The organism is Aquimarina sp. BL5 (assembly GCF_003443675.1).
GTDB lineage: Bacteria > Bacteroidota > Bacteroidia > Flavobacteriales > Flavobacteriaceae > Aquimarina.
Map to the genome: position 1 here is coordinate 4,643,122 of NZ_CP031963.1, position 18,438 is coordinate 4,661,559.

Below are 18,438 nucleotides of genomic sequence, written 5' to 3' on the forward strand. Positions count from 1 at the left end.
GTAGTTTATCGTGAGCGAAGTCATAGAACTATAATTCCTCGTGCTTTTTGGCCTCGGTGGAAAAGGCTATGAGATTTTCACTGCAATCCATCATGCAAAAAAGGAAATTTTTCGTAGACTTTTTCTTTGAATTTTAGATAATCAATGTTTCACTGCTTTTTACTTTGTTGTAAATTAATAATCTTAAAAAAAAAGGTATCCCTAATTCTATGATAGTGTTACGTGAAATAATATCATTAACTATTGAATTAGAAAGTGTATAGTATTAGATTTGTGGTTAATAAAAAAAAATAATAGTATAGATGAAATACGCCGTATTCACTTTTATAATCGTTCTTTTTGTTTCTTGTAATGCAGGTCAAGTAAAAGCGGATCTTAGAGCAGAGAACGAGAAAGAGATTATAAAATATATAGAGGATAATGGTCTGATCGCAGGAAAAAGTGATACAGGTTTACATTTTGTTATTCGTGAGCCAGGAACCGGAATCAGGCCCAGAAGATCAGATAAGGTTACTGTGGCATATAAAGGATATTTTACAAACGGTGCGGTGTTTGATAAAAGTGATGCAAACGGTATTTCTTTTGATTTACAAGAGGTAATAAAAGGCTGGAGAGAAGGGATTAGATATTTGAAAGAAGGTGGTAGCGGTACACTATTGATACCTGCACATTTGGGATATGGTCGCAGATCTGTAGGGCCGATTCCGGCAGGTTCTGTATTACTATTTGATATTACATTGATTTCGGTGAATTAAGAATCTTTAAATAGAACTAATGTAAAATTATGAAAGTAATCGGAATAGAAATAGATAAAAAAAGAGCAATATGCGTGGTATTATCTAAAGATCCGCAAGGTGAATATATCAACCTTACTGGTAAGATCAAGTATATTGAAATTAAAGATGATCAGAGCAATCAGGATATTCAAGCTTTTCTAAAAGAGATTCGTGCTTTTTTTGATGCTATAGAGCCAGCGCATGTTGCTATTATTAGTAGACAAACTAAAGGGAAGTTTGCAGCGGCAGCTGTTTCCTTTAAATTAGAAGCATTGATACAATGTTATTCAAATACAGAAATGAGTTTTGTCTCTAAACAAACTTTGACTGCTTATTATAAAAAGAATGTACTCCCTGTAACATTTGATAATGCTTATCAGGAAAATGCTACTAGATTGGCGGCTTATTTATTAAAGGGATAGTTTTTAGATGTTCTGAAATAGGAAAAATTCCATTATAGAAGGAAAAATTCCAAATATCAATTATTTCTTTTAAATTTGTACCTCAAAAAAAATGTAATGTCAGAAAAATTATATGCTGTTATTGATGTAGAAACCACCGGTAAAGGCATTAAAGGGAATCGCATTACGGAAATTTGTATTGTATTGTTACAAGGCAGTACGGTTATAGATAAATTCACTTCTCTGGTAAATCCCGAATGTCATATTCCACCTTTTATTACGGGTCTTACAGGGATTGATAATGATATGGTACGAAATGCACCTAGGTTTCACGAAATAGCAGAACGTGTTGTACAGATGACTACAGGAGCCATCTTTGTGGCGCATAATGTAACTTTTGATTATAATGTGGTTAGAGGAGAGTTTAAAAACCTCGGGTATTCATTTGTTCGAAAGAAACTTTGTACCGTTCGCTTATCCAGAAAATTAATACCGGGTATGTTTTCATATAGCTTAGGAAAATTATGCTCTTCTCTTAATATTCCTTTAGAAGATCGACATAGAGCAGAAGGCGATACGGATGCGACTGTGATTCTTTTTCAACGAATTCTAAGTCTTGATCCTGAGTTTTTGGTCATTAATAAATTCTTAAATGCACGCTCTAAGGAAGCTACATTACCACCACATCTTAAAGCTGAAAATATAGATACACTCCCAGAAGAAACTGGTATTTACTTATTTAAAGATCAAAAGGGAAAAGTAATATATGCCGGTAAAGCGAAAAACATTAAACAGCGGGTGATTAGTCATTTTTATGATAAAAAGAATAAAGAATATGCACTGGGTCAGGCTACATATACGATAGATTATGAGGTAACGGGTAATGAATTAGTTGCTCTATTACTAGAATCAGAAAAAATCCAAAAACATTATCCGAAGTTTAACAAAGCTCAGAAAAGACCAGTAGCTCCTTATTGTATTATGTTTTACACGAATAGAAAAGGAGTGGTCCAATTGGCAATTGATAGATCGCATTCTATAGATCATTCGGTAGAAATATTTTATAGCAGGGCAGAAGCAGTAGAAAAACTTGAACAACTTTGTGAAGATCATCAATTATGCCCACGATATTGTAGTTTACAGAGTACGACAGAAAAATGTTCTCATTATAAGATTAAGAATTGCAAAGGTATTTGCATAGGAGAAGAATCTGTTGCCTTGTATAATATGAGAGTCCAAAAAGCTTTATCTTCTTTACGAAGAGATCAAAAGAGTTATTTTATCAAAGAAAAAGGTAGAACATTTAATGAGCAAAGCTTCGTAATGATCCAAGATGGTGTTTATAAAGGTTTTGGATATATACAGGAAGATGAACAAATTACTAAGATAGAAGACTTCGATAATTTCTTGAATCTTCAGAAACACACCTATCACACTACCAAAATAATCAAAAGCTATCTACGTAAAAATGGAGATAGGAATATCGTTGCAATATAAATACTCTTAATACCTTTTTAGAAACTATAACAAAACAATAAGACCAATGGAGTAAGTAATTTAGTATTTTAACGACACCATGGTTTTAACTAATTATTTGTTTTTTATGAAAAGTATTATTACCTCAGTAATTGTATTTCTGACTGTATCTATATATGGTCAAAAAACTATTGATTTTACTTCCGAAGATGGATTGACGATAACGGCCGATGTGTATGAAGCTAAAGACAGTAATCAGTTTATCATTCTTTTTCATCAGGCGGGATGGAGTCGTGGAGAATATCTAGAGATTGCTCCAAAACTTACCGAATTAGGATATCATTGTATGGCAGTTGATCAGCGATCTGGAGGTTCCGTAAATGATATAACAAATAAAACGAATGCTGCGGCTAAAACAGAAGGCAAGCAAACTGAATTTAAAGATGCTTATCAAGATGTGGAATCTGCTATTGCATATGTGAAAAAGACATATAAGCCTGAGAAAATTATTATTTGGGGAAGCTCTTATTCCTCTTCGTTAGTCTTAAAATATGCAGGAGATCATCCAGATGTTGTGAACGGAGTATTGTCGTTTTCTCCTGGGGAATATTTTGGCGAAAAGAATTATATTACTAGCAGTGCTGCTAACATTAAGATTCCGGTATTTATTACTTCTGCACAAAACGAAAAAAAGAGTTGGTCGGGAATCTATGACGCAATTACGTCGGATAAAAAGCAATTTTTTCTTCCGGAAACAAAAGGAAATCATGGATCAAGAGCGCTTTGGGAGAAATTCTCTGATAATGAAAGTTATTGGGAAGCAGTAAAGAGTTTTTTAATTAAAATATAAGTTTATTATTTACTTATATTTAATTGAAGCGTTGAACTAAGCAGTTGAATGTGATTTACGATCATCTAAATAAAGATTATAAAATATTTTTCAGCTGTGTTTTAATTCTTTCTTAATGATTTTACGTGAAAAATGAAAAATTAAATCTAGGCATTTCATGGAATCAAGCTAAGATTTAGTGCGAACCCATACCTTTTTATAAACATAGAAATAAACAAGATTATAAAAGAGGTGATGTATTAAAGGGAGATAAAAATACGAGGTGGGTTATAAAAAATGAGGTGTAAAAGGAGGATCCTTACTAATTTTTGTAAGTTTCGTAAATTTTTTAATTGTGTCGTATACTAAATTACGGATTAAAGAGTTGGTTTTAAAAAACTAACTAACGCAACACACACAAATGTATTATGAAAACCAAGATTTTATTTTTTCTGCTGTTTATAGCCACAGCGTACAATTACGCGCAACCACCTGCCCCAGCAACAGGATACCGATGGGTTCTCTGGGATCAGTATTCTGATGAGTTTGATGGAAACTCTTTGGATCGATCTAAATGGAGGGATTATTTTCAGGGATGGAATGGTAGAGCACCTGCAAAATTCGATCCGTCTACAATTTCGGTTCGAAATGGTGATTTACAAATTAGAAACAAGAAATTAGAAGTACCAGAAGGACAGTATACCATGGCAGGAGGAGCAGTTCAATCTATAGAGAAAACCGCTCATTTTGGATATTATGAATGTAAATTTAAAGCATCTAGAATAGCCATGTCTACCACTTTTTGGATGTCTAATCCTAAGAAACCTATTTTAGGACCCACAAACTTAACAGGTGATTGTGCAAATGATAAATGGAGTCAGGAACTTGATATCTGCGAAAGTATTGGTGGAGTTTTTAATGGGGGTTCTAAGTTTAGAACACAGATGAATTTTAACACGCATTATCGATACATAGACTGTAATGGTGCTCCAGAAGTTTTTTATTCTGCAGGGAATAATGCGGTAGAAGGCAACGGGCAGGATGCAGATGCGGATTTAATTGGTAGTGAGTCTTGGGAGGATTATCATACGTATGGATGCTATTGGAAAGACAATAAAACTTTTGACTTTTATGTAGACGATAAATTCGCAGGAACAGTTATAGGAAGAACAGATGTTGTAGATGAGCCATTTACGGAACCTATGGGAATTAATATGGTAACCGAGACTTACAATTGGGCAACACCATATCCTAATGATGATCAATTGGCTGATAATGCAATTAATACTTCTTATTATGATTGGATACGTTCGTATAGATTACTGCCCATCTTAGAACCAGAATTTTCAGGAAATGGAGACGTGCAGATTCCTAATGGTGATTTTGAAACAGGAAACCTGAGTGGTTGGACTGGCTGGGGTGGTACTATAAGAGATATAACAGCTACAAATGCGTATGAAGGAGGTTTTGCAGGTCATATCAAAGGAGCCGGAGCACACGAAAAAGAGGTTTCTCTTAGGCCAAATACACAATACGTGTTATCCGCTTATATAAAAGTAGCCAGCGGGAATATCATATTTGGAATTAAAGAAAATACTGCAAATGCGCAGGCTATAGCAAGTACTACATTAAATAATACTGAGTATCAGAAAGTAGAACTAAGTTTTACGACAGGTTCAGAAACAAATCTGAAACTCTTCCTGTTTGCGCAACAAGCTACAGATGAGGGTTTTGGGGATAATTTCGAAATTACCAGCTTAGGTGGTGATAATAGACCAACAAAGCCGGCAATCTTTACAGAAGAGTTTAGCTTTGTAAATGATCCAGTTTTAAATGCTCAAGGAAATCAATTAAACTTATCCTATACATATAAAGCAAATATAGATCGAGAACTACAAATTCATATATATAATAGTGCCAGTGTAGAAGTGTTTACCCAAAAAATGGATGCTCTAGAAGGATATGGTGTTAATGATTTAAATATTGATATTGGTAGTGATTTGCCAGCAGATAATTATGCAATTGTTGTGGATTTGAGACCTATTGACGGTGCTGATTCAGAAATTATTGATTCAGATGCTACTGATAATGCAGTATTGTCGGTAACTGATTTAGAAGAAGATGTGTTTTCTGTGGAATTATACCCAAATCCAGCTAGCTCTGTGGTGTATTTTAACACAGAAAAGAGTGCTGAGGTTACTTCTGTAGATATCTATGATATGTTAGGTAAAAAGCAATTGAGCACAAGTATAAAAGAAAATGAAAAAGAGTTAGATATTAGTACATTAACTAAGGGAGTGTATTTTGTTACTTTCCGAATAGGTAAAACGAAATCCACTGTTAAGATGCTTGTAGAGTAATGAAAGCATATCTTTTTAATGTATAGATATTAGAAAAGGCTGATGTTATAAAACACCAGCCTTTTTTAGTATGTATTTGATTTGTAATAAGAAAAACTATACCTCTTCCATATATTCCTCAATAGGAGCACAGGTACAAATAAGATTTCTATCTCCATAAGCATCATCTACACGTCTTACTGTTGGCCAGAATTTGTTATCTGCTACATATGATAATGGATACGCAGCTTGTTCTCTGCTATAAGGAAAATCCCAAGAGTTTGCTGTTAACATAGCCAAGGTGTGTGGCGCATTTTTCATTACATTATCAGGGTTATCGGCCGTCGCTTCTGCAATTTCCTGACGGATACTAATCATAGCATCACAAAAACGATCTAGTTCTGCTTTACTTTCACTTTCTGTTGGTTCAATCATAATTGTTCCTGCAACAGGGAAAGAAACCGTAGGCGCGTGAAATCCGTAGTCCATTAATCGCTTAGCGATATCTGTTACTTCGATTCCATTTGCTTTAAACGGGCGACAATCTATAATCATTTCGTGAGCAGCACGATCGCGTTCTCCAGAATATAAGGTACTGTAATGTCCATCTAGTCGCTCCTTGATATAATTAGCGTTCAGGATAGCATATTCTGTAGATTCTCTAAGACCTTCTTCGCCTAACATGGTAATGTATCCATAAGATATCAAGCACGCTAATGCTGATCCCCAAGGTGCCGCAGAAATAGCAGTAATTGCTTGATCTCCTCCTGTAGTAATAACAGGGTTGCCAGGTAAAAAAGGCACCAGTTGTTTTGCAACACAGATAGGTCCTACACCTGGTCCTCCACCTCCGTGAGGAATAGCAAATGTTTTATGAAGATTTAAGTGACATACATCTGCGCCAATAGCTCCCGGATGTGTTAATCCTACTTGAGCGTTCATATTAGCGCCATCCATATATACTTGTCCACCGTTATCGTGGATGATTTTAGTAATCTCTTTAATTGCGGATTCGTAAACTCCGTGAGTAGAAGGGTACGTTACCATTAATGCAGAAAGATTGTCTTTGTATTTTTCTGCTTTTTCTTTTAGATCTTCTACATCTATATTTCCTTCTTCGGTAGCTTTTGTTACTACTACTTTCATTCCAGCCATCACTGCTGATGCAGGGTTGGTACCATGAGCAGAAGAAGGGATTAGACAAATGTTTCTGTGATGATCTCCTCTAGATTCGTGATATGCACGAATGACCATTAAGCCAGCAAATTCTCCCTGCGCTCCTGAGTTAGGTTGTAGAGAAGTTCCCGAGAAACCTGTGATTTCCGTTAGTTGATCTTCTAGCTTGTTTAGTACTTCCTGATATCCTTGTGCCTGTTCTATAGGAACTAATGGATGAATATTTCCCCATTGTGGATTACTTAAGGGTAGCATTTCTGATGCAGCATTAAGCTTCATTGTACAAGAACCTAACGGAATCATGGAATGATTTAAAGAAAGGTCTTTGCGTTCCAGCTTTTTGATATAACGCATCAATTCTGTTTCAGAATGATAGGTGTTAAATACTTCATTCGTTAAGAATTCAGTATTTCGTTTTATTGTATCCGGAATAGTTACCGAATTATTATTTATACTTATTTCTATACTTTCTTTTCCGGCTGCTTTTGCAAAAATCGATACAATAGTATTTAAATCTTTAATTGTTGTAGCTTCATTTAAAGAGATAGATACTGTTTCAGTATCTGGATAGTAGAAATTTACCTGTTGCGCTTCAGCTATTTCTTTAATTTTGCTTGAATCAGCTTTAATTCGAATCGTGTCAAAGAACACTGTATTTAATTGTTGGTATCCTAATGATTCGATAGCATTGGCTAGCTCAGTTGCTGAGGTATTTACTTTATTCGCGATGTATTGTAACCCATCCTTACCGTGATATACAGCATACATTCCTGCCATAACCGCCAGTAATACCTGAGCCGTACAGATGTTAGAAGTTGCTTTATCTCTTTTAATATGTTGCTCACGGGTTTGTAGTGCCATACGTAAGGCACGATTCCCATTCATATCTTGAGTAACTCCAATGATTCTACCAGGAATATTTCTTTTGTATTCCTCTCTGGTTGCAAAATATGCTGCGTGAGGTCCTCCATATCCTAATGGAATTCCAAATCGTTGTGTAGTACCTACTACTACATCTGCATCAAAACTACCAGGAGACTTAAGTGATACAAGACTAAGAATATCAGCAGCGACTGCTACCTTAATTTCTGACTGATGTGCATTTTCTACAAAAGCTGCATAATCAAATACTTGACCGGATACACCTGGATATTGTAAAATTGCACCATAAAAGCCTGTCGAAAAATCAAATTTTGTATGATCACCTATTACCAGTTCAATACCTAATGGAATTGCTCGGGTTTTTAATAAAGAAAGTGTTTGCGGTAGTATTTCTTCCGAAACGAAAAACTTATGAATATTTTCTTTTTTCTGCGCTCTGGATCTAACTGCAAATAGCATGGTCATTGCTTCTGCGGCTGCAGTGCTTTCATCAAGCAAAGAGGCATTGGCTAATTCCATTCCAGTAAGATCACAAACCATAGTTTGATAATTTAACAATGCTTCTAATCTACCTTGAGCAATTTCAGCCTGATATGGTGTGTAGGCGGTATACCATCCTGGATTTTCTAAGATGTTACGTTGTATTACTGCTGGCAAACTTGCTTCGTGATATCCTAAACCAATGTAGGTTTTAAACACTTTATTTTTAGCAGCTAACTGCTGGATATGAGCAGAATACTCTTGCTCGCTCATGGCCTCGTCAAGTTTTAGCGGGGCTTTTAGTAGAATGTCATCAGGGACAGTTTCGTGGATAAGTTGATCCATAGAATCAGCCTTGATTGTATTCAGCATATTATCTAGGTCCTTTTCTGAAGGACCAATATGACGCAGTTTAAATGAGTCAGTTTTCATAGCAAAAAAACAGTTGAGATTGAAAGCGCAAAAGTACATATTTAATCCCTAAAATTTTCACAATAAATTAACCTAACCCTACCAAGTTTTTAACCAATTTACACTGTTATTAACAGATTCCCCTAAATTAGCAGTGTGAAAACCCTAAAAAGTATATTTAGTTTTTATGTAAATAGTAGTATCCATGTGGCACTAGCTGTGACATCCTTAGTTAAACTTACTTTTTTAAAGTTCGAAATTTTAGGTGGAGACGCGTATATATATTTCAGTTTTGTTGGTGCTATTGTAGCGTATAATTTTGTGAAGTATGCTAATATCTCGGAATTATATCACCGGCGATTGACAAAATCAATGAATGGCATCAAAATATTAACTGCTGTTTGTGCTATAATTTTCTTGTATTTTGGGTATCAGCTGTCGATAGATACGTTGATCTGGATGTTGCCTTTTGTGTTACTAACAATTCTTTATACGGTTCCTATTTTTCCAAATAAAAAGAACTTAAGAAGTGTAGCGGGAATTAAGATTTTTATTATCGGTGTTACTTGGACTGGAATTACCGTATTGATACCTATTATATATGCCGAAGGGGGTTTAGAGTTTAATATGATTATAGAGATCATACAGCGTTTTTTATTTGTTGTAGTGATCATGCTCCCCTTTGAAATCAGAGATTTGGAATATGACGGAAAAGAATTAGAAACGATCCCTCAGAAAATAGGTATTACAAGAACTAAGGTTTTTGGGAGTATTTTGTTGGTGGTTTTTTTACTAGTTACTGTGTTTAAAGGCGAGCTTTTTTCTACAGAAATTCTAAGTACTGTATCTATTACTATTATTAGTTTATTATTTTTATGGGGTACCGATAAAAAACAATCGGAATACTTTTGTTCCTTTTGGGTCGAAAGTATTCCGATTATGTGGTTGTTTATATGGGTTTTGATGCAAAATTTATTCGGCTAATTCTTTTCGTAGTTGTTCCTTCATTTGTTCTTTTTTAGAGGGTTCGATAATTTGTAGTTTAGATTTTTTAATTGCTTTAGTAAGCTTATTATTCCTTTTAGAATATGCTCTTGTTACTGTGCAATACATTAACCTGATATTCAATTTAATGAGGTCCATAATGGATGCCTCACCATATTGATTTTTATCACAGATAAACTTTGCTTCCTCACAGGAAACTAATAAATTATTACTTGTTTTCATTACAATTTTAAAATACTTTTATTTTGGGGTTACTAACTTATTTATTCATGCTCTGCCATTTTTTTCTTTAATTGTTCTTTCATTGCATCCTTAGCCGATTGGTTGATACTTATGACTTTAGGATCTTTGACCAAATTAGTTAGTTTCGTATTCTTTGACGAATATTTTCTACAAGCCTTACAATAAATTAAATGAATATTTAATTTTACTTTCTCCCAAAAAGAGGCTTCCTTATATTGATTTTTATCGCAAATGTGATTGGCATTATCACAGCTTACAAATATTTTGTTTTCTTTACTCATTTTATTAAAACCAGTTTTTTTCCAAGCACCCTGCCATCGCTGTACGTGCTCGATGTATGATTACCCATAAGTTAGACGCAGTAATATCGAATTCATTACAGATCGCTTCTGTATCAAATCCTTGAATCGTTTTCATAGAGAAAATACGAGCTTGTTTCTCTGGTAATTTATCAAGACAATCATGGATGGCAATTCCTAATTCTTTATTCTCAATTTTACCTTCGGCGTTTTGATCAAAGGGATCCGCTACTCTTTCTTCTAGCCAATCTCCTTCGGTCTCACCGTCGTTAGCGTAATTGATACGCACTTCTGCTTTACCTTTATTACTATTTATTTTCCTGTAATGATCAATGATTTTTCTTTTGAGGATCGAAATAAGCCAAGTACGTTCACTGGCTTCTCCTTTAAAGTTTTTCATTGATTTAAGACCTGCAAAAAAGGTCTCCTGCACTAAATCTTGTGCAATTTCCCTATCATCAACCCTGACTATCGTATAGTTAAACAAGTAGTCACTGTATTTATCTATCCACGAATTGGGGTCTATTGTGTTTGTCGACATAGTGTATTAGCTCTTTTCCTCAAAAATAGGATAAAAAGTTGAATCTTAAATAAGTTTAAACCATTGAATTGTAGAAGAATTTGCAAAAGAAACCATACGATATATAGGTGTAGGCATTTTTCTTTGAATGTATTTGTGATTTATGACTACTGTTATGATTCGATAAAAACAGCTGTATGCAATAGTTAAAGATAATTATCCAATTGTTGATCGTTCTACTTCAGTTTTTATGAATTGGTTTCTCGTGGAAAGAAATTTGGTTAAGTGTCTCTTTAAAAATAATTTATCAAAAAATCTTCCAAAAGAGCCATAAGGCGTTTTGTACTCCAAAAAGTCGATCATTTCAGTTCCGCTTATTGTTTCTTTAAAAATATGTTGATGTTTAAAACTTTTAAAATGACCTTGAACCATTTCATCAATAAAGTAGGTTGGATATCTTAAAGAAGTAATTTTGCTTTGGTGAGTCAGATATAGTCCAAAATGTTTTCCTCTCCAAGTCACGGTTTCATATAAATCTATCAATCCAGAGGTTCTTCCTGCGATAGCTTTTTCTTTTGTCTTCTTTGCGGAATTCATATGAAGATCAATATTTCTTGCTGCGTCAAAAACACTTTCTAAAGGAGCTTGAATAATGGTGCATAATTGAATTGTAGTCATAATCATGAAGTTAAATCTATTAACGCTTGGGTCAGGTTAGGCTGTTTAAACTTAAAACCTGCATCTTGTAGTTTTTTTGGAATAACATTTCTGCTTTTCAGAATCAATTCAGTTTCGGTTTTAATAATCCAAGCTCCGATCTCTAAAAGGAGTTTTGGTAATGGAATTCCGAAGGGAGTTTTGGTAACATTTCGCAGTGTTTTCATTAGACCATTATTATCTGTTGGTTTAGGAGCTACTATATTTACAGGACCTTGTATGGCAGAGTTTTCAATAATAAACTCCAAACTTCTCGTAAAATCAAGTTCATGAATCCAACTAAATTTTTGGTTTCCCTTCCCTTGTTTTCCACCAAAACCAATTTTCACTAAATTGAGAATAGGCTGCAAAGCTCCACCATTTTTTCCTAAAACAATGGATGTTCTCAATGCTACTTTTCTGGTTTTTGGGGTTTGCTGGGAGAAGAAAACACTTTCCCAATTGGTAGCTACATTTACAGAAAACCCTGTTCCGATCTCACCATCGGTTTCATCCATTTCTTTGTCCAAAGAATGTCTATAGATGGTAGCTGTAGAAGAGTTTAACCAGGCTTTAGGAGGGTTTTTACAGGCTAAAATAGCTTCGCCTAAAATAGCCGTAGAGTCTACTCTAGAGGAAAGAATGAGATCCTTATTCTTTTGATGATATCTGCAATCGACCGATTTTCCTGTCATATTGATAAGAACATCTGCATCATCAAGTTCTTGTTTCCATTCTCCTAGCGTTTTGGCATCCCAATGTACATATTTGATATTTCCGATGGATTTTTTTTTACTACGAGTAAGTATTACAATAGTTTCTGCTTTGTTTTTAAAGTGCTCAACTAATACATTTCCTAAGAAACCTGTTCCTGCTGCTATAATTAGTTTTTTCATATTCTTTAAAATTAAAATAATAATATTGGTAACCATAGGATTCTGTATGTTATCCAGGTTATGGTCAAATAAGATGGTAATGCTAGTTTTTTAACTCTTCTTGCGTGTTCAATAATCATTAGTAGAACAACTAGTAAGAATAAAATGATCCGGATTTCTATTGATATCGACTCTTTTTGAAACAAAAATATCATCGGAATTAAGGCTAACGAACCAAACAAAGAGACCGTAATCATATTATATAAGTAAGTATGAAGTTTCCTCTTTATAAAAATCAATATGATACTTCCTTGCCATAAAAGTTGACCAGAACACATGATCATTTCCTTGGTTAGATTATCATTAGGAATCAATTCCGGAAGTGCTTTTGCGTAATAAAACAAAACAACGGTTGATATTACGGTGGCGATAATGATATACATCCATTGATATGTGATCTGAGCTAGATTCATGGCTTACGTTACATTTTATATAATTTATTATTGTCACACTGAGCTTCCTCCATAGGCGCACAAGTATCGAAGTGGACGGGTTTCTAAGTTTGAAATGTCTCTGATAGGCTTAGACAGACAAAAATGGTAAATTTATTTTTCTGCTGTTATGATATAATATCCAAAGCTTTTCATATGCAAGCCTGATAGCAGTGCAAAGAGAGAGCCCTTAAGGTTTTTCCAACTTTGAGTTTTCAGTGTTTCTTTTTTAAATAGTTTTTTAAAAATAAAACCAGTTATTGCAAAAGGCACGTGCAATACAGAAGGTGCTACTCTAAAAGAGATATCTTCTATAAGAACGTTTTTGAAACCAATTTCCTCTAAAGATTTTTTAACCCGCTGTACACTGCCTAACCCTTCTAGACTCCATCCTTTGCACAATTGATCATAACAATAATGACTTCCTGGGCATAATTGATCTTCATCTTTTTTTAGAAAAGCATCAGCTATAACCAGTTTTCCACCAGGTTTAACTATTCTGTAAGCTTCTTTTAAGGCAGTTTCGCTATGACCAGAATGACAATAACTTTCTATAGCATATGCACTATCAATACTATTAGATGCAAAAGATGTGCGACAATAATTTTCTTCCAGAATCAATCCGTTCATATTTTGGAGTCTTTTATTACCTTCCTGAATCTGAAAACGAGAAAGTGTAACTCCAATAATACTAAGACGCGGATATTTACGTAAACCATGTCTCATAGTACCACCAATCCCACAACCCAAATCTGCAATCAGTCCATTCTTTTTGTTGAAATGTAGTCGATTAAATACCTGGTTATTCATTTCATTTAGCATAGTATCTCTTTTAAGAAGTGTTGTTTTAAAAGGGATGTAGTATCCAAAATGCATATTGAAATCCTTGCTCCAGAATTCATAGTCTTCTGTAGCTTCATCATAGAGTTCTATAAGATTTTCTCTATTAGATTTTTGAAATCTGATTTTACGTAAGAGTGGGAGTGTAGTATTCATAACTGGATGCTTTTATTAATGATTAAAAAACATAATATATTTATTGAACCTGAGGCCCTTTTGGTCTTATTGTTTGAGTAACAACTGGTGGTCTTTGTTTAGATTTTTTTCTTCCTCTAAAAAATAGATACATGTTAAGGAATAGCATTAACCCTAGGTAAATTGAAAATCCACCAATTTTAAAGCTTAATATTTCTATTAAATTTTGATAGGTATCATTAAAGTGATAGTTATCAATCTTTAGGATTAATAATGCCCAACCAATATTTAGTAAGTAAAAACCTACTTCGAATAGACGATTTGTTGCGATTGCAATATCATCTTTGCCTTTAAAAATATCGATCATAAAAGTTTTCCCATTCTTAAAAAGCGTTTTAGATACAAAATAGGTAAGGGCAATTGCTATGGGTAAGTAGATAATATATCCTATAAAAATTTTAGAAGTTTCCATAAAGTTTGTATTTATAATTATTTAATGTTTTTAATAAATTTTGTAATCCAGAACAGATTGAAATAATGTAAAATTGCCAGTATACAGATTATAATTGCTGTATGTTTAGACAGGCTTTCGACCATTTGCGAAATGGAATTAATTGTTGTCCATCCGGATAATGTTATTACTGTGTATCCGATATTGATGAGATAATATCCTATTAAAAGCATATTGTTTATTCGTAAACAGAAATCTTTGTCATCAGGAACAAGATGTGCCACAAATATGTTTCCGTTTTTATAACAAATCAATCCTACTTTTATAATGATAAAGACAGTTATCAATATGTATATACTATATGTAATCAAGTTTAAGTTCATGGGCGCTTTTTTTGATTTGGTAAGTGACATAAACAAAATATGCGGCGATAGACATTGGTATAATGCACAGATATAATATGCTAGGATCCATAACCATTGAATTTGTATTGAATGTTTCTGCGATTCTTAATAACCAAAAAACTCCATATAGAGCGACTATACTAAAATAGATAATTAGGTATTTTCTAATTCTATATGTATGTTGTTTCCATTTTGAAAAAATAATTATAGCAATAATTACCTGAATGAAGCCTAAGAGAATCTGAGATAATAACCCCAAAATTACAGTCATATATAGTAATAAGGTTATGATAAAACTCCATTTGTTAATGTTATGTATTGTTTTCATAATTCTAATAATTTAAAAGTTTCAATAATTTTTGAAACATAATTTGAAAAAGAAAAGGAATTTCTTCCTTGTATCTTATTGATTACGTTTTAGGTTATTATTTAATAAGTTTCATTAGCGTTTTTGTAATCCAATTAGATTCTTGATTTACGATTTTATTCATCATCGTATCTGCATTATCCGCTAATTCATATAAAGCCTTAGTTTGTTTAATCAATTCTTCTGTCTTTTTTGACCCATCTTCTTCTATCCCGGATACTTCTCTTAAGACCTTTATAACAGGCTTTATTTCTCTTCTGCTTCTTTCTTTGGCTACTTGTCTTGCTAACTCTTGCACATCCTTTTCAGAAACAAAATATTCTTTACGCTCTCCTGGTTTACTTTCTTTAAAAACAATACCCCAATCCATTAATTGACGAAGATTCATACTAGTATTTCCTCTAGAAATATGTAACTCTTCCATAATGTCTTCCATAGAAAGTGGTTCTGGTGAGATCCATAACAATGCATGGATCTGTGCCATTGCCTTATTAATTCCCCACAAAGTGCCTAGGGCTCCCCAAGTGGATATAAACTTTTCTTTTGCTTCTGTGTAATTCATAGGACAAATATACAATAAATTTTAAACTTTCAGTAATTATTGAAAGTTTAATTTGTTTATTATGTTAAAACCATAAACTAACAGGTGTTAGTGCAGTTGTTTTTTTGTGGATTAGCCACTTTGGTAATAGTTTGGTTTTGTGTAAGTTATTAGTCTAACACAAACTCATTTAAAAATGCAAAAGTTTAACTTAATTATTTCAACAATTTTGCTTTGTCTATTTATGTATAATAGTCATGCACAGGAACCATCAGATATGTTTTATGCCACGATGGAAACAAAAGATGCCTTGGGGCTTCAAAAGAACCATCCTGAAGATATACAAATTATCGAATCAAAAAATGGTTATAGTGCAGTGATGCTTAGTGACGAAGCCGCTCATGAATTACACCATAAGGTATTAGTTCATGGTCCTGGTTTTATCTACCAAAACTCAAAGAAGAGTGCAGTTTCGGCGATACAACAGAGAAGATTATTTCAGAAACTTGCTGGAGGATTTTCTATTACCCAGGATCAATTGGTACGCCAAAGTCTTGATTTAGTGAATAACCTAAATATTGCAAATCAAATTCAAGAATTAGAAAATTATGGGACTCGCTATCATACAAAAAGTAATGCTACCCAAGCTGTTTTAGATCTAAAAACAAAATGGGAAAACTTGGCTAGTGGTAGAAGTGATGTGTCGGTTCGTATTGTAGATCATACGAGCACCAATATGCCTTCTGTGGTTATGACGATTACGGGAACTGAAGCTCCTGAAGAATTCGTAATCATTGGTGGTCACATAGATTCTACTTCTGGAGGCAATAATAATGATGCTCCTGGAGCTGATGATAATGCATCAGGGATTGCTACAATTACTGAAGCAGCAAGAGTTTTGTTCGATATGAATTTTAGACCTAAAAGAACCATAGAATTTATGGCTTTTGCAGCAGAAGAAGTTGGGCTTAGAGGTTCCAGAGAAATAGCCGAAGATTATCGAAATAGAAATGTAAATGTAGTTAGTTATATGCAATTAGATATGACAAACTATAAAGGCTCCACCAATGACGTCTATGTTTCTACAGATTCATATAATGATGATACATTAAATGACTTTTTGGTAGAGTTGATGGATTATTATAATGCCTCGGGGACTCATAGGATTACTTACGGGACTTCTCAATGTAATTATGGGTGCTCTGATCACTATAGTTGGGCGCAAGAAGGATACGCGGTGGCTTTTCCTTTTGAAGCAACATTTAATCAAAGTAATCCAAATATTCATACAACAAGAGATACTTTTGATAGGTCTCCAACGCCTAATGCAACTCACGCAGCTAAATTTTGTAAACTAGCATTAGAATATTTAATAGAAATTTCCAACGGAGTAAACACAGGTGGAGGTGGAGGAGAATGTAATATTAGTATTACGAGTTTTCCTAACGCGGAAAGTTTTGAAGGATCAGTCGGCGCTTGGACGCAATCCACAAATGATGATGTTAATTGGACAGTGGATGCTAATGGTACACCATCTAATGGCACTGGTCCGGTAAGTGCGGCAGATGGATCTTCTTATATTTATGTAGAAGCTTCTGGAAATGGAACAGGATTTCCAAACAAAAGAGCAATATTGAATTCTCCGTGTTTTGATTTAAATGGATTGACCAATCCTAGTATTGGTTTTAAATATCATATGGAAGGAAGTGCAATCGGTAGCCTATCAATTGATATAACTACTGATGATGGAGCTAATTGGACAAGTCTTTTTAGTAAATCAGGTGCACAAGGAAGTGATTGGAATGCAGCCGATATAGATTTGGCATCTTATAACGGAACAAGTATTCAGCTTAGATTCAATACCGTAACAGGATCTAGCTGGCAAGGAGATGTTGCAATAGATGATTTTAGAATAGGAGAGTCTTCTGTAGATCCAGATCCAGATTCGTGTGTTGCTTTAGATTTTAATGATTACACGATTTCAGCTTTTTCTAATCAGGATTCGGTAGGTGATTTCTCTGTCCTAAGTAATGGGTCAGGAGTTTCTTTACAAAATAACACTTGGAAATACATCTCACTTAACTATACCGTGACATCCTCTACAGTCTTAGAGTTTGATTTTAGTAGTACTACGCAAGGAGAAATTCATGGAATAGGTTTCGAGAATGATAACACCTTAACCTCTAATAGATATTTTAAAGTTCACGGTTCTCAAAACTACGGCTTAACTAACTATGACAATTATTCAAGTGGTACAACATCATATGTAATACCAGTTGGGGATTTTTATACTGGCGCTATGGATAGATTGGTATTTGTAAATGATAATGATGCAGGAAATGGTAATAATTCTGTTTTTTCTAATGTGAAAATCTATGAAAGTTCTTGTACAAGATCTTCGACAGCTGCAGTAGCTTTCGGAACTAAAACCCCAATACTGGGAGATGAAGATGAGTTAGGCGCGTCTATAATTACCATAGCTCCTAATCCTACTAAAGATAGTTTTGTGCTAAATGTTAACGGAGCCACTAAAAAGGGTATTGTAGCGACGATTTATACGATTTTAGGGAAAAAAGCATCTAGAATTCAGTTAAATTCTGGAGCTAACAATATTTCGGCTAGTAATCTATCATTAGGATCAGGAATATATCTTATACGAATAGAAAGTGAAGGAGAAAAATTAGCTGTACGCAAATTGATAATTCAATAATCCCAAAATAAATCGAAACAATAACTTAAAACCGTAATCTAAAAAAGGTGCTTCAATTTGAAGCACCTTTTTTATTTGTTTATTTCTTAGA

General features: G+C 34.0%; 19 protein-coding genes. 7 read left to right on the forward strand and 12 right to left on the reverse strand.

Annotated elements, in window-relative coordinates:
* Positions 1-302: 302 nt before the first annotated feature.
* The 5 genes from D1818_RS19280 to D1818_RS19300 all read left to right on the forward strand — a co-directional run bounded on the left by D1818_RS19280 (position 303) and on the right by D1818_RS19300 (position 5,842).
* A complete protein-coding gene (locus D1818_RS19280; protein ID WP_118460864.1) occupies positions 303-755 on the forward strand; it encodes an FKBP-type peptidyl-prolyl cis-trans isomerase in 453 nt (150 codons plus the stop codon).
* 29 nt (positions 756-784) lie between these two features.
* Positions 785-1,198 carry a DUF3010 family protein gene (locus tag D1818_RS19285; RefSeq protein WP_118460866.1) on the forward strand — a complete coding sequence of 138 codons (414 nt, stop codon included), beginning with the start codon at positions 785-787 and terminating at the stop codon, positions 1,196-1,198.
* Between the two features lie 96 nt (positions 1,199-1,294).
* On the forward strand, positions 1,295-2,674 hold the full coding sequence (locus tag D1818_RS19290) for an exonuclease domain-containing protein (RefSeq protein ID WP_118460868.1): 1,380 nt from the start codon (positions 1,295-1,297) through the stop codon (positions 2,672-2,674).
* A gap of 106 nt (positions 2,675-2,780) precedes the next feature.
* Entirely contained in the window at positions 2,781-3,503 is a 723-nt protein-coding gene (locus D1818_RS19295; RefSeq protein WP_158596920.1) for an alpha/beta hydrolase, read from the forward strand.
* Between the two features lie 407 nt (positions 3,504-3,910).
* The gene (locus D1818_RS19300) at positions 3,911-5,842 is read left to right on the forward strand and encodes a T9SS type A sorting domain-containing protein (protein WP_118460873.1); all 1,932 of its coding nucleotides are present in this window, start codon (positions 3,911-3,913) and stop codon (positions 5,840-5,842) included.
* A 96-nt stretch (positions 5,843-5,938) separates the two neighbouring features.
* On the opposite strand, the gene gcvP is transcribed toward D1818_RS19300, so the two are convergent.
* Positions 5,939-8,791: an aminomethyl-transferring glycine dehydrogenase gene (gene gcvP / locus D1818_RS19305; RefSeq protein WP_118460875.1), complete on the reverse strand. Its 2,853-nt coding sequence runs from the start codon at positions 8,789-8,791 to the stop codon at positions 5,939-5,941.
* 135 nt (positions 8,792-8,926) lie between these two features.
* On the opposite strand from gcvP, the gene D1818_RS19310 reads away from it, so the two are divergent.
* Positions 8,927-9,754, forward strand: a complete 828-nt coding sequence (locus tag D1818_RS19310) for a hypothetical protein (protein ID WP_118460877.1) — start codon at positions 8,927-8,929, stop codon at positions 9,752-9,754.
* Here D1818_RS19310 and D1818_RS19315 read toward each other — a convergent pair.
* From D1818_RS19315 to D1818_RS19365, 11 genes are all read right to left on the reverse strand, one after another.
* On the reverse strand, positions 9,743-9,997 hold the full coding sequence (locus D1818_RS19315; RefSeq protein ID WP_118460879.1) for a hypothetical protein: 255 nt from the start codon (positions 9,995-9,997) through the stop codon (positions 9,743-9,745). The genes D1818_RS19310 and D1818_RS19315 overlap by 12 nt on opposite strands.
* A gap of 41 nt (positions 9,998-10,038) precedes the next feature.
* On the reverse strand, positions 10,039-10,299 hold the full coding sequence (locus D1818_RS19320; RefSeq protein WP_118460881.1) for a hypothetical protein: 261 nt from the start codon (positions 10,297-10,299) through the stop codon (positions 10,039-10,041).
* 4 nt (positions 10,300-10,303) lie between these two features.
* A complete protein-coding gene (locus tag D1818_RS19325) occupies positions 10,304-10,858 on the reverse strand; it encodes a sigma-70 family RNA polymerase sigma factor (RefSeq protein WP_118460883.1) in 555 nt (184 codons plus the stop codon).
* A gap of 195 nt (positions 10,859-11,053) precedes the next feature.
* Positions 11,054-11,515, reverse strand: coding sequence for an SRPBCC family protein (locus tag D1818_RS19330; protein WP_118463944.1), 462 nt, complete (start codon positions 11,513-11,515; stop codon positions 11,054-11,056).
* 2 nt (positions 11,516-11,517) lie between these two features.
* Entirely contained in the window at positions 11,518-12,429 is a 912-nt protein-coding gene (locus D1818_RS19335) for a TIGR01777 family oxidoreductase (protein WP_118463947.1), read from the reverse strand.
* Between the two features lie 11 nt (positions 12,430-12,440).
* On the reverse strand, positions 12,441-12,881 hold the full coding sequence (locus D1818_RS19340) for a hypothetical protein (protein ID WP_118460885.1): 441 nt from the start codon (positions 12,879-12,881) through the stop codon (positions 12,441-12,443).
* Positions 12,882-13,013: 132 nt separating this feature from the next.
* Positions 13,014-13,895, reverse strand: a complete 882-nt coding sequence (locus tag D1818_RS19345) for a methyltransferase domain-containing protein (protein ID WP_118460887.1) — start codon at positions 13,893-13,895, stop codon at positions 13,014-13,016.
* A gap of 40 nt (positions 13,896-13,935) precedes the next feature.
* Positions 13,936-14,346 (reverse strand): hypothetical protein, encoded by a 411-nt coding sequence (locus D1818_RS19350; RefSeq protein ID WP_118460889.1) that lies wholly within the window; start codon positions 14,344-14,346, stop codon positions 13,936-13,938.
* A gap of 17 nt (positions 14,347-14,363) precedes the next feature.
* Positions 14,364-14,708 carry a hypothetical protein gene (locus D1818_RS19355; RefSeq protein ID WP_118460891.1) on the reverse strand — a complete coding sequence of 115 codons (345 nt, stop codon included), beginning with the start codon at positions 14,706-14,708 and terminating at the stop codon, positions 14,364-14,366.
* Positions 14,683-15,057, reverse strand: coding sequence for a hypothetical protein (locus D1818_RS19360; RefSeq protein WP_118460893.1), 375 nt, complete (start codon positions 15,055-15,057; stop codon positions 14,683-14,685). The genes D1818_RS19355 and D1818_RS19360 overlap by 26 nt, the downstream gene beginning before the upstream one ends.
* A gap of 97 nt (positions 15,058-15,154) precedes the next feature.
* On the reverse strand, positions 15,155-15,658 hold the full coding sequence (locus D1818_RS19365; protein WP_118460896.1) for a GbsR/MarR family transcriptional regulator: 504 nt from the start codon (positions 15,656-15,658) through the stop codon (positions 15,155-15,157).
* A gap of 175 nt (positions 15,659-15,833) precedes the next feature.
* Between D1818_RS19365 and D1818_RS19370 the strand changes: the two genes are divergently transcribed.
* Entirely contained in the window at positions 15,834-18,347 is a 2,514-nt protein-coding gene (locus D1818_RS19370) for a M20/M25/M40 family metallo-hydrolase (RefSeq protein WP_118460898.1), read from the forward strand.
* Positions 18,348-18,438: the final 91 nt, after the last annotated feature.

Coding starts and splice junctions, on each gene's coding strand:
- D1818_RS19315 (WP_118460879.1), bottom strand. CDS start 9,997: ATGAAAACAAGTAATAATTTATTAGTTTCCTGTGAGGAAGCAAAGTTT.
- D1818_RS19340 (WP_118460885.1), bottom strand. CDS start 12,881: ATGAATCTAGCTCAGATCACATATCAATGGATGTATATCATTATCGCC.
- gcvP (WP_118460875.1), bottom strand. CDS start 8,791: ATGAAAACTGACTCATTTAAACTGCGTCATATTGGTCCTTCAGAAAAG.
- D1818_RS19325 (WP_118460883.1), bottom strand. CDS start 10,858: ATGTCGACAAACACAATAGACCCCAATTCGTGGATAGATAAATACAGT.
- D1818_RS19280 (WP_118460864.1), top strand. CDS start 303: ATGAAATACGCCGTATTCACTTTTATAATCGTTCTTTTTGTTTCTTGT.
- D1818_RS19300 (WP_118460873.1), top strand. CDS start 3,911: ATGAAAACCAAGATTTTATTTTTTCTGCTGTTTATAGCCACAGCGTAC.
- D1818_RS19350 (WP_118460889.1), bottom strand. CDS start 14,346: ATGGAAACTTCTAAAATTTTTATAGGATATATTATCTACTTACCCATA.
- D1818_RS19360 (WP_118460893.1), bottom strand. CDS start 15,057: ATGAAAACAATACATAACATTAACAAATGGAGTTTTATCATAACCTTA.
- D1818_RS19365 (WP_118460896.1), bottom strand. CDS start 15,658: ATGAATTACACAGAAGCAAAAGAAAAGTTTATATCCACTTGGGGAGCC.
- D1818_RS19370 (WP_118460898.1), top strand. CDS start 15,834: ATGCAAAAGTTTAACTTAATTATTTCAACAATTTTGCTTTGTCTATTT.
- D1818_RS19355 (WP_118460891.1), bottom strand. CDS start 14,708: ATGAACTTAAACTTGATTACATATAGTATATACATATTGATAACTGTC.
- D1818_RS19295 (WP_158596920.1), top strand. CDS start 2,781: ATGAAAAGTATTATTACCTCAGTAATTGTATTTCTGACTGTATCTATA.
- D1818_RS19335 (WP_118463947.1), bottom strand. CDS start 12,429: ATGAAAAAACTAATTATAGCAGCAGGAACAGGTTTCTTAGGAAATGTA.
- D1818_RS19320 (WP_118460881.1), bottom strand. CDS start 10,299: ATGAGTAAAGAAAACAAAATATTTGTAAGCTGTGATAATGCCAATCAC.
- D1818_RS19290 (WP_118460868.1), top strand. CDS start 1,295: ATGTCAGAAAAATTATATGCTGTTATTGATGTAGAAACCACCGGTAAA.
- D1818_RS19330 (WP_118463944.1), bottom strand. CDS start 11,515: ATGACTACAATTCAATTATGCACCATTATTCAAGCTCCTTTAGAAAGT.
- D1818_RS19285 (WP_118460866.1), top strand. CDS start 785: ATGAAAGTAATCGGAATAGAAATAGATAAAAAAAGAGCAATATGCGTG.
- D1818_RS19345 (WP_118460887.1), bottom strand. CDS start 13,895: ATGAATACTACACTCCCACTCTTACGTAAAATCAGATTTCAAAAATCT.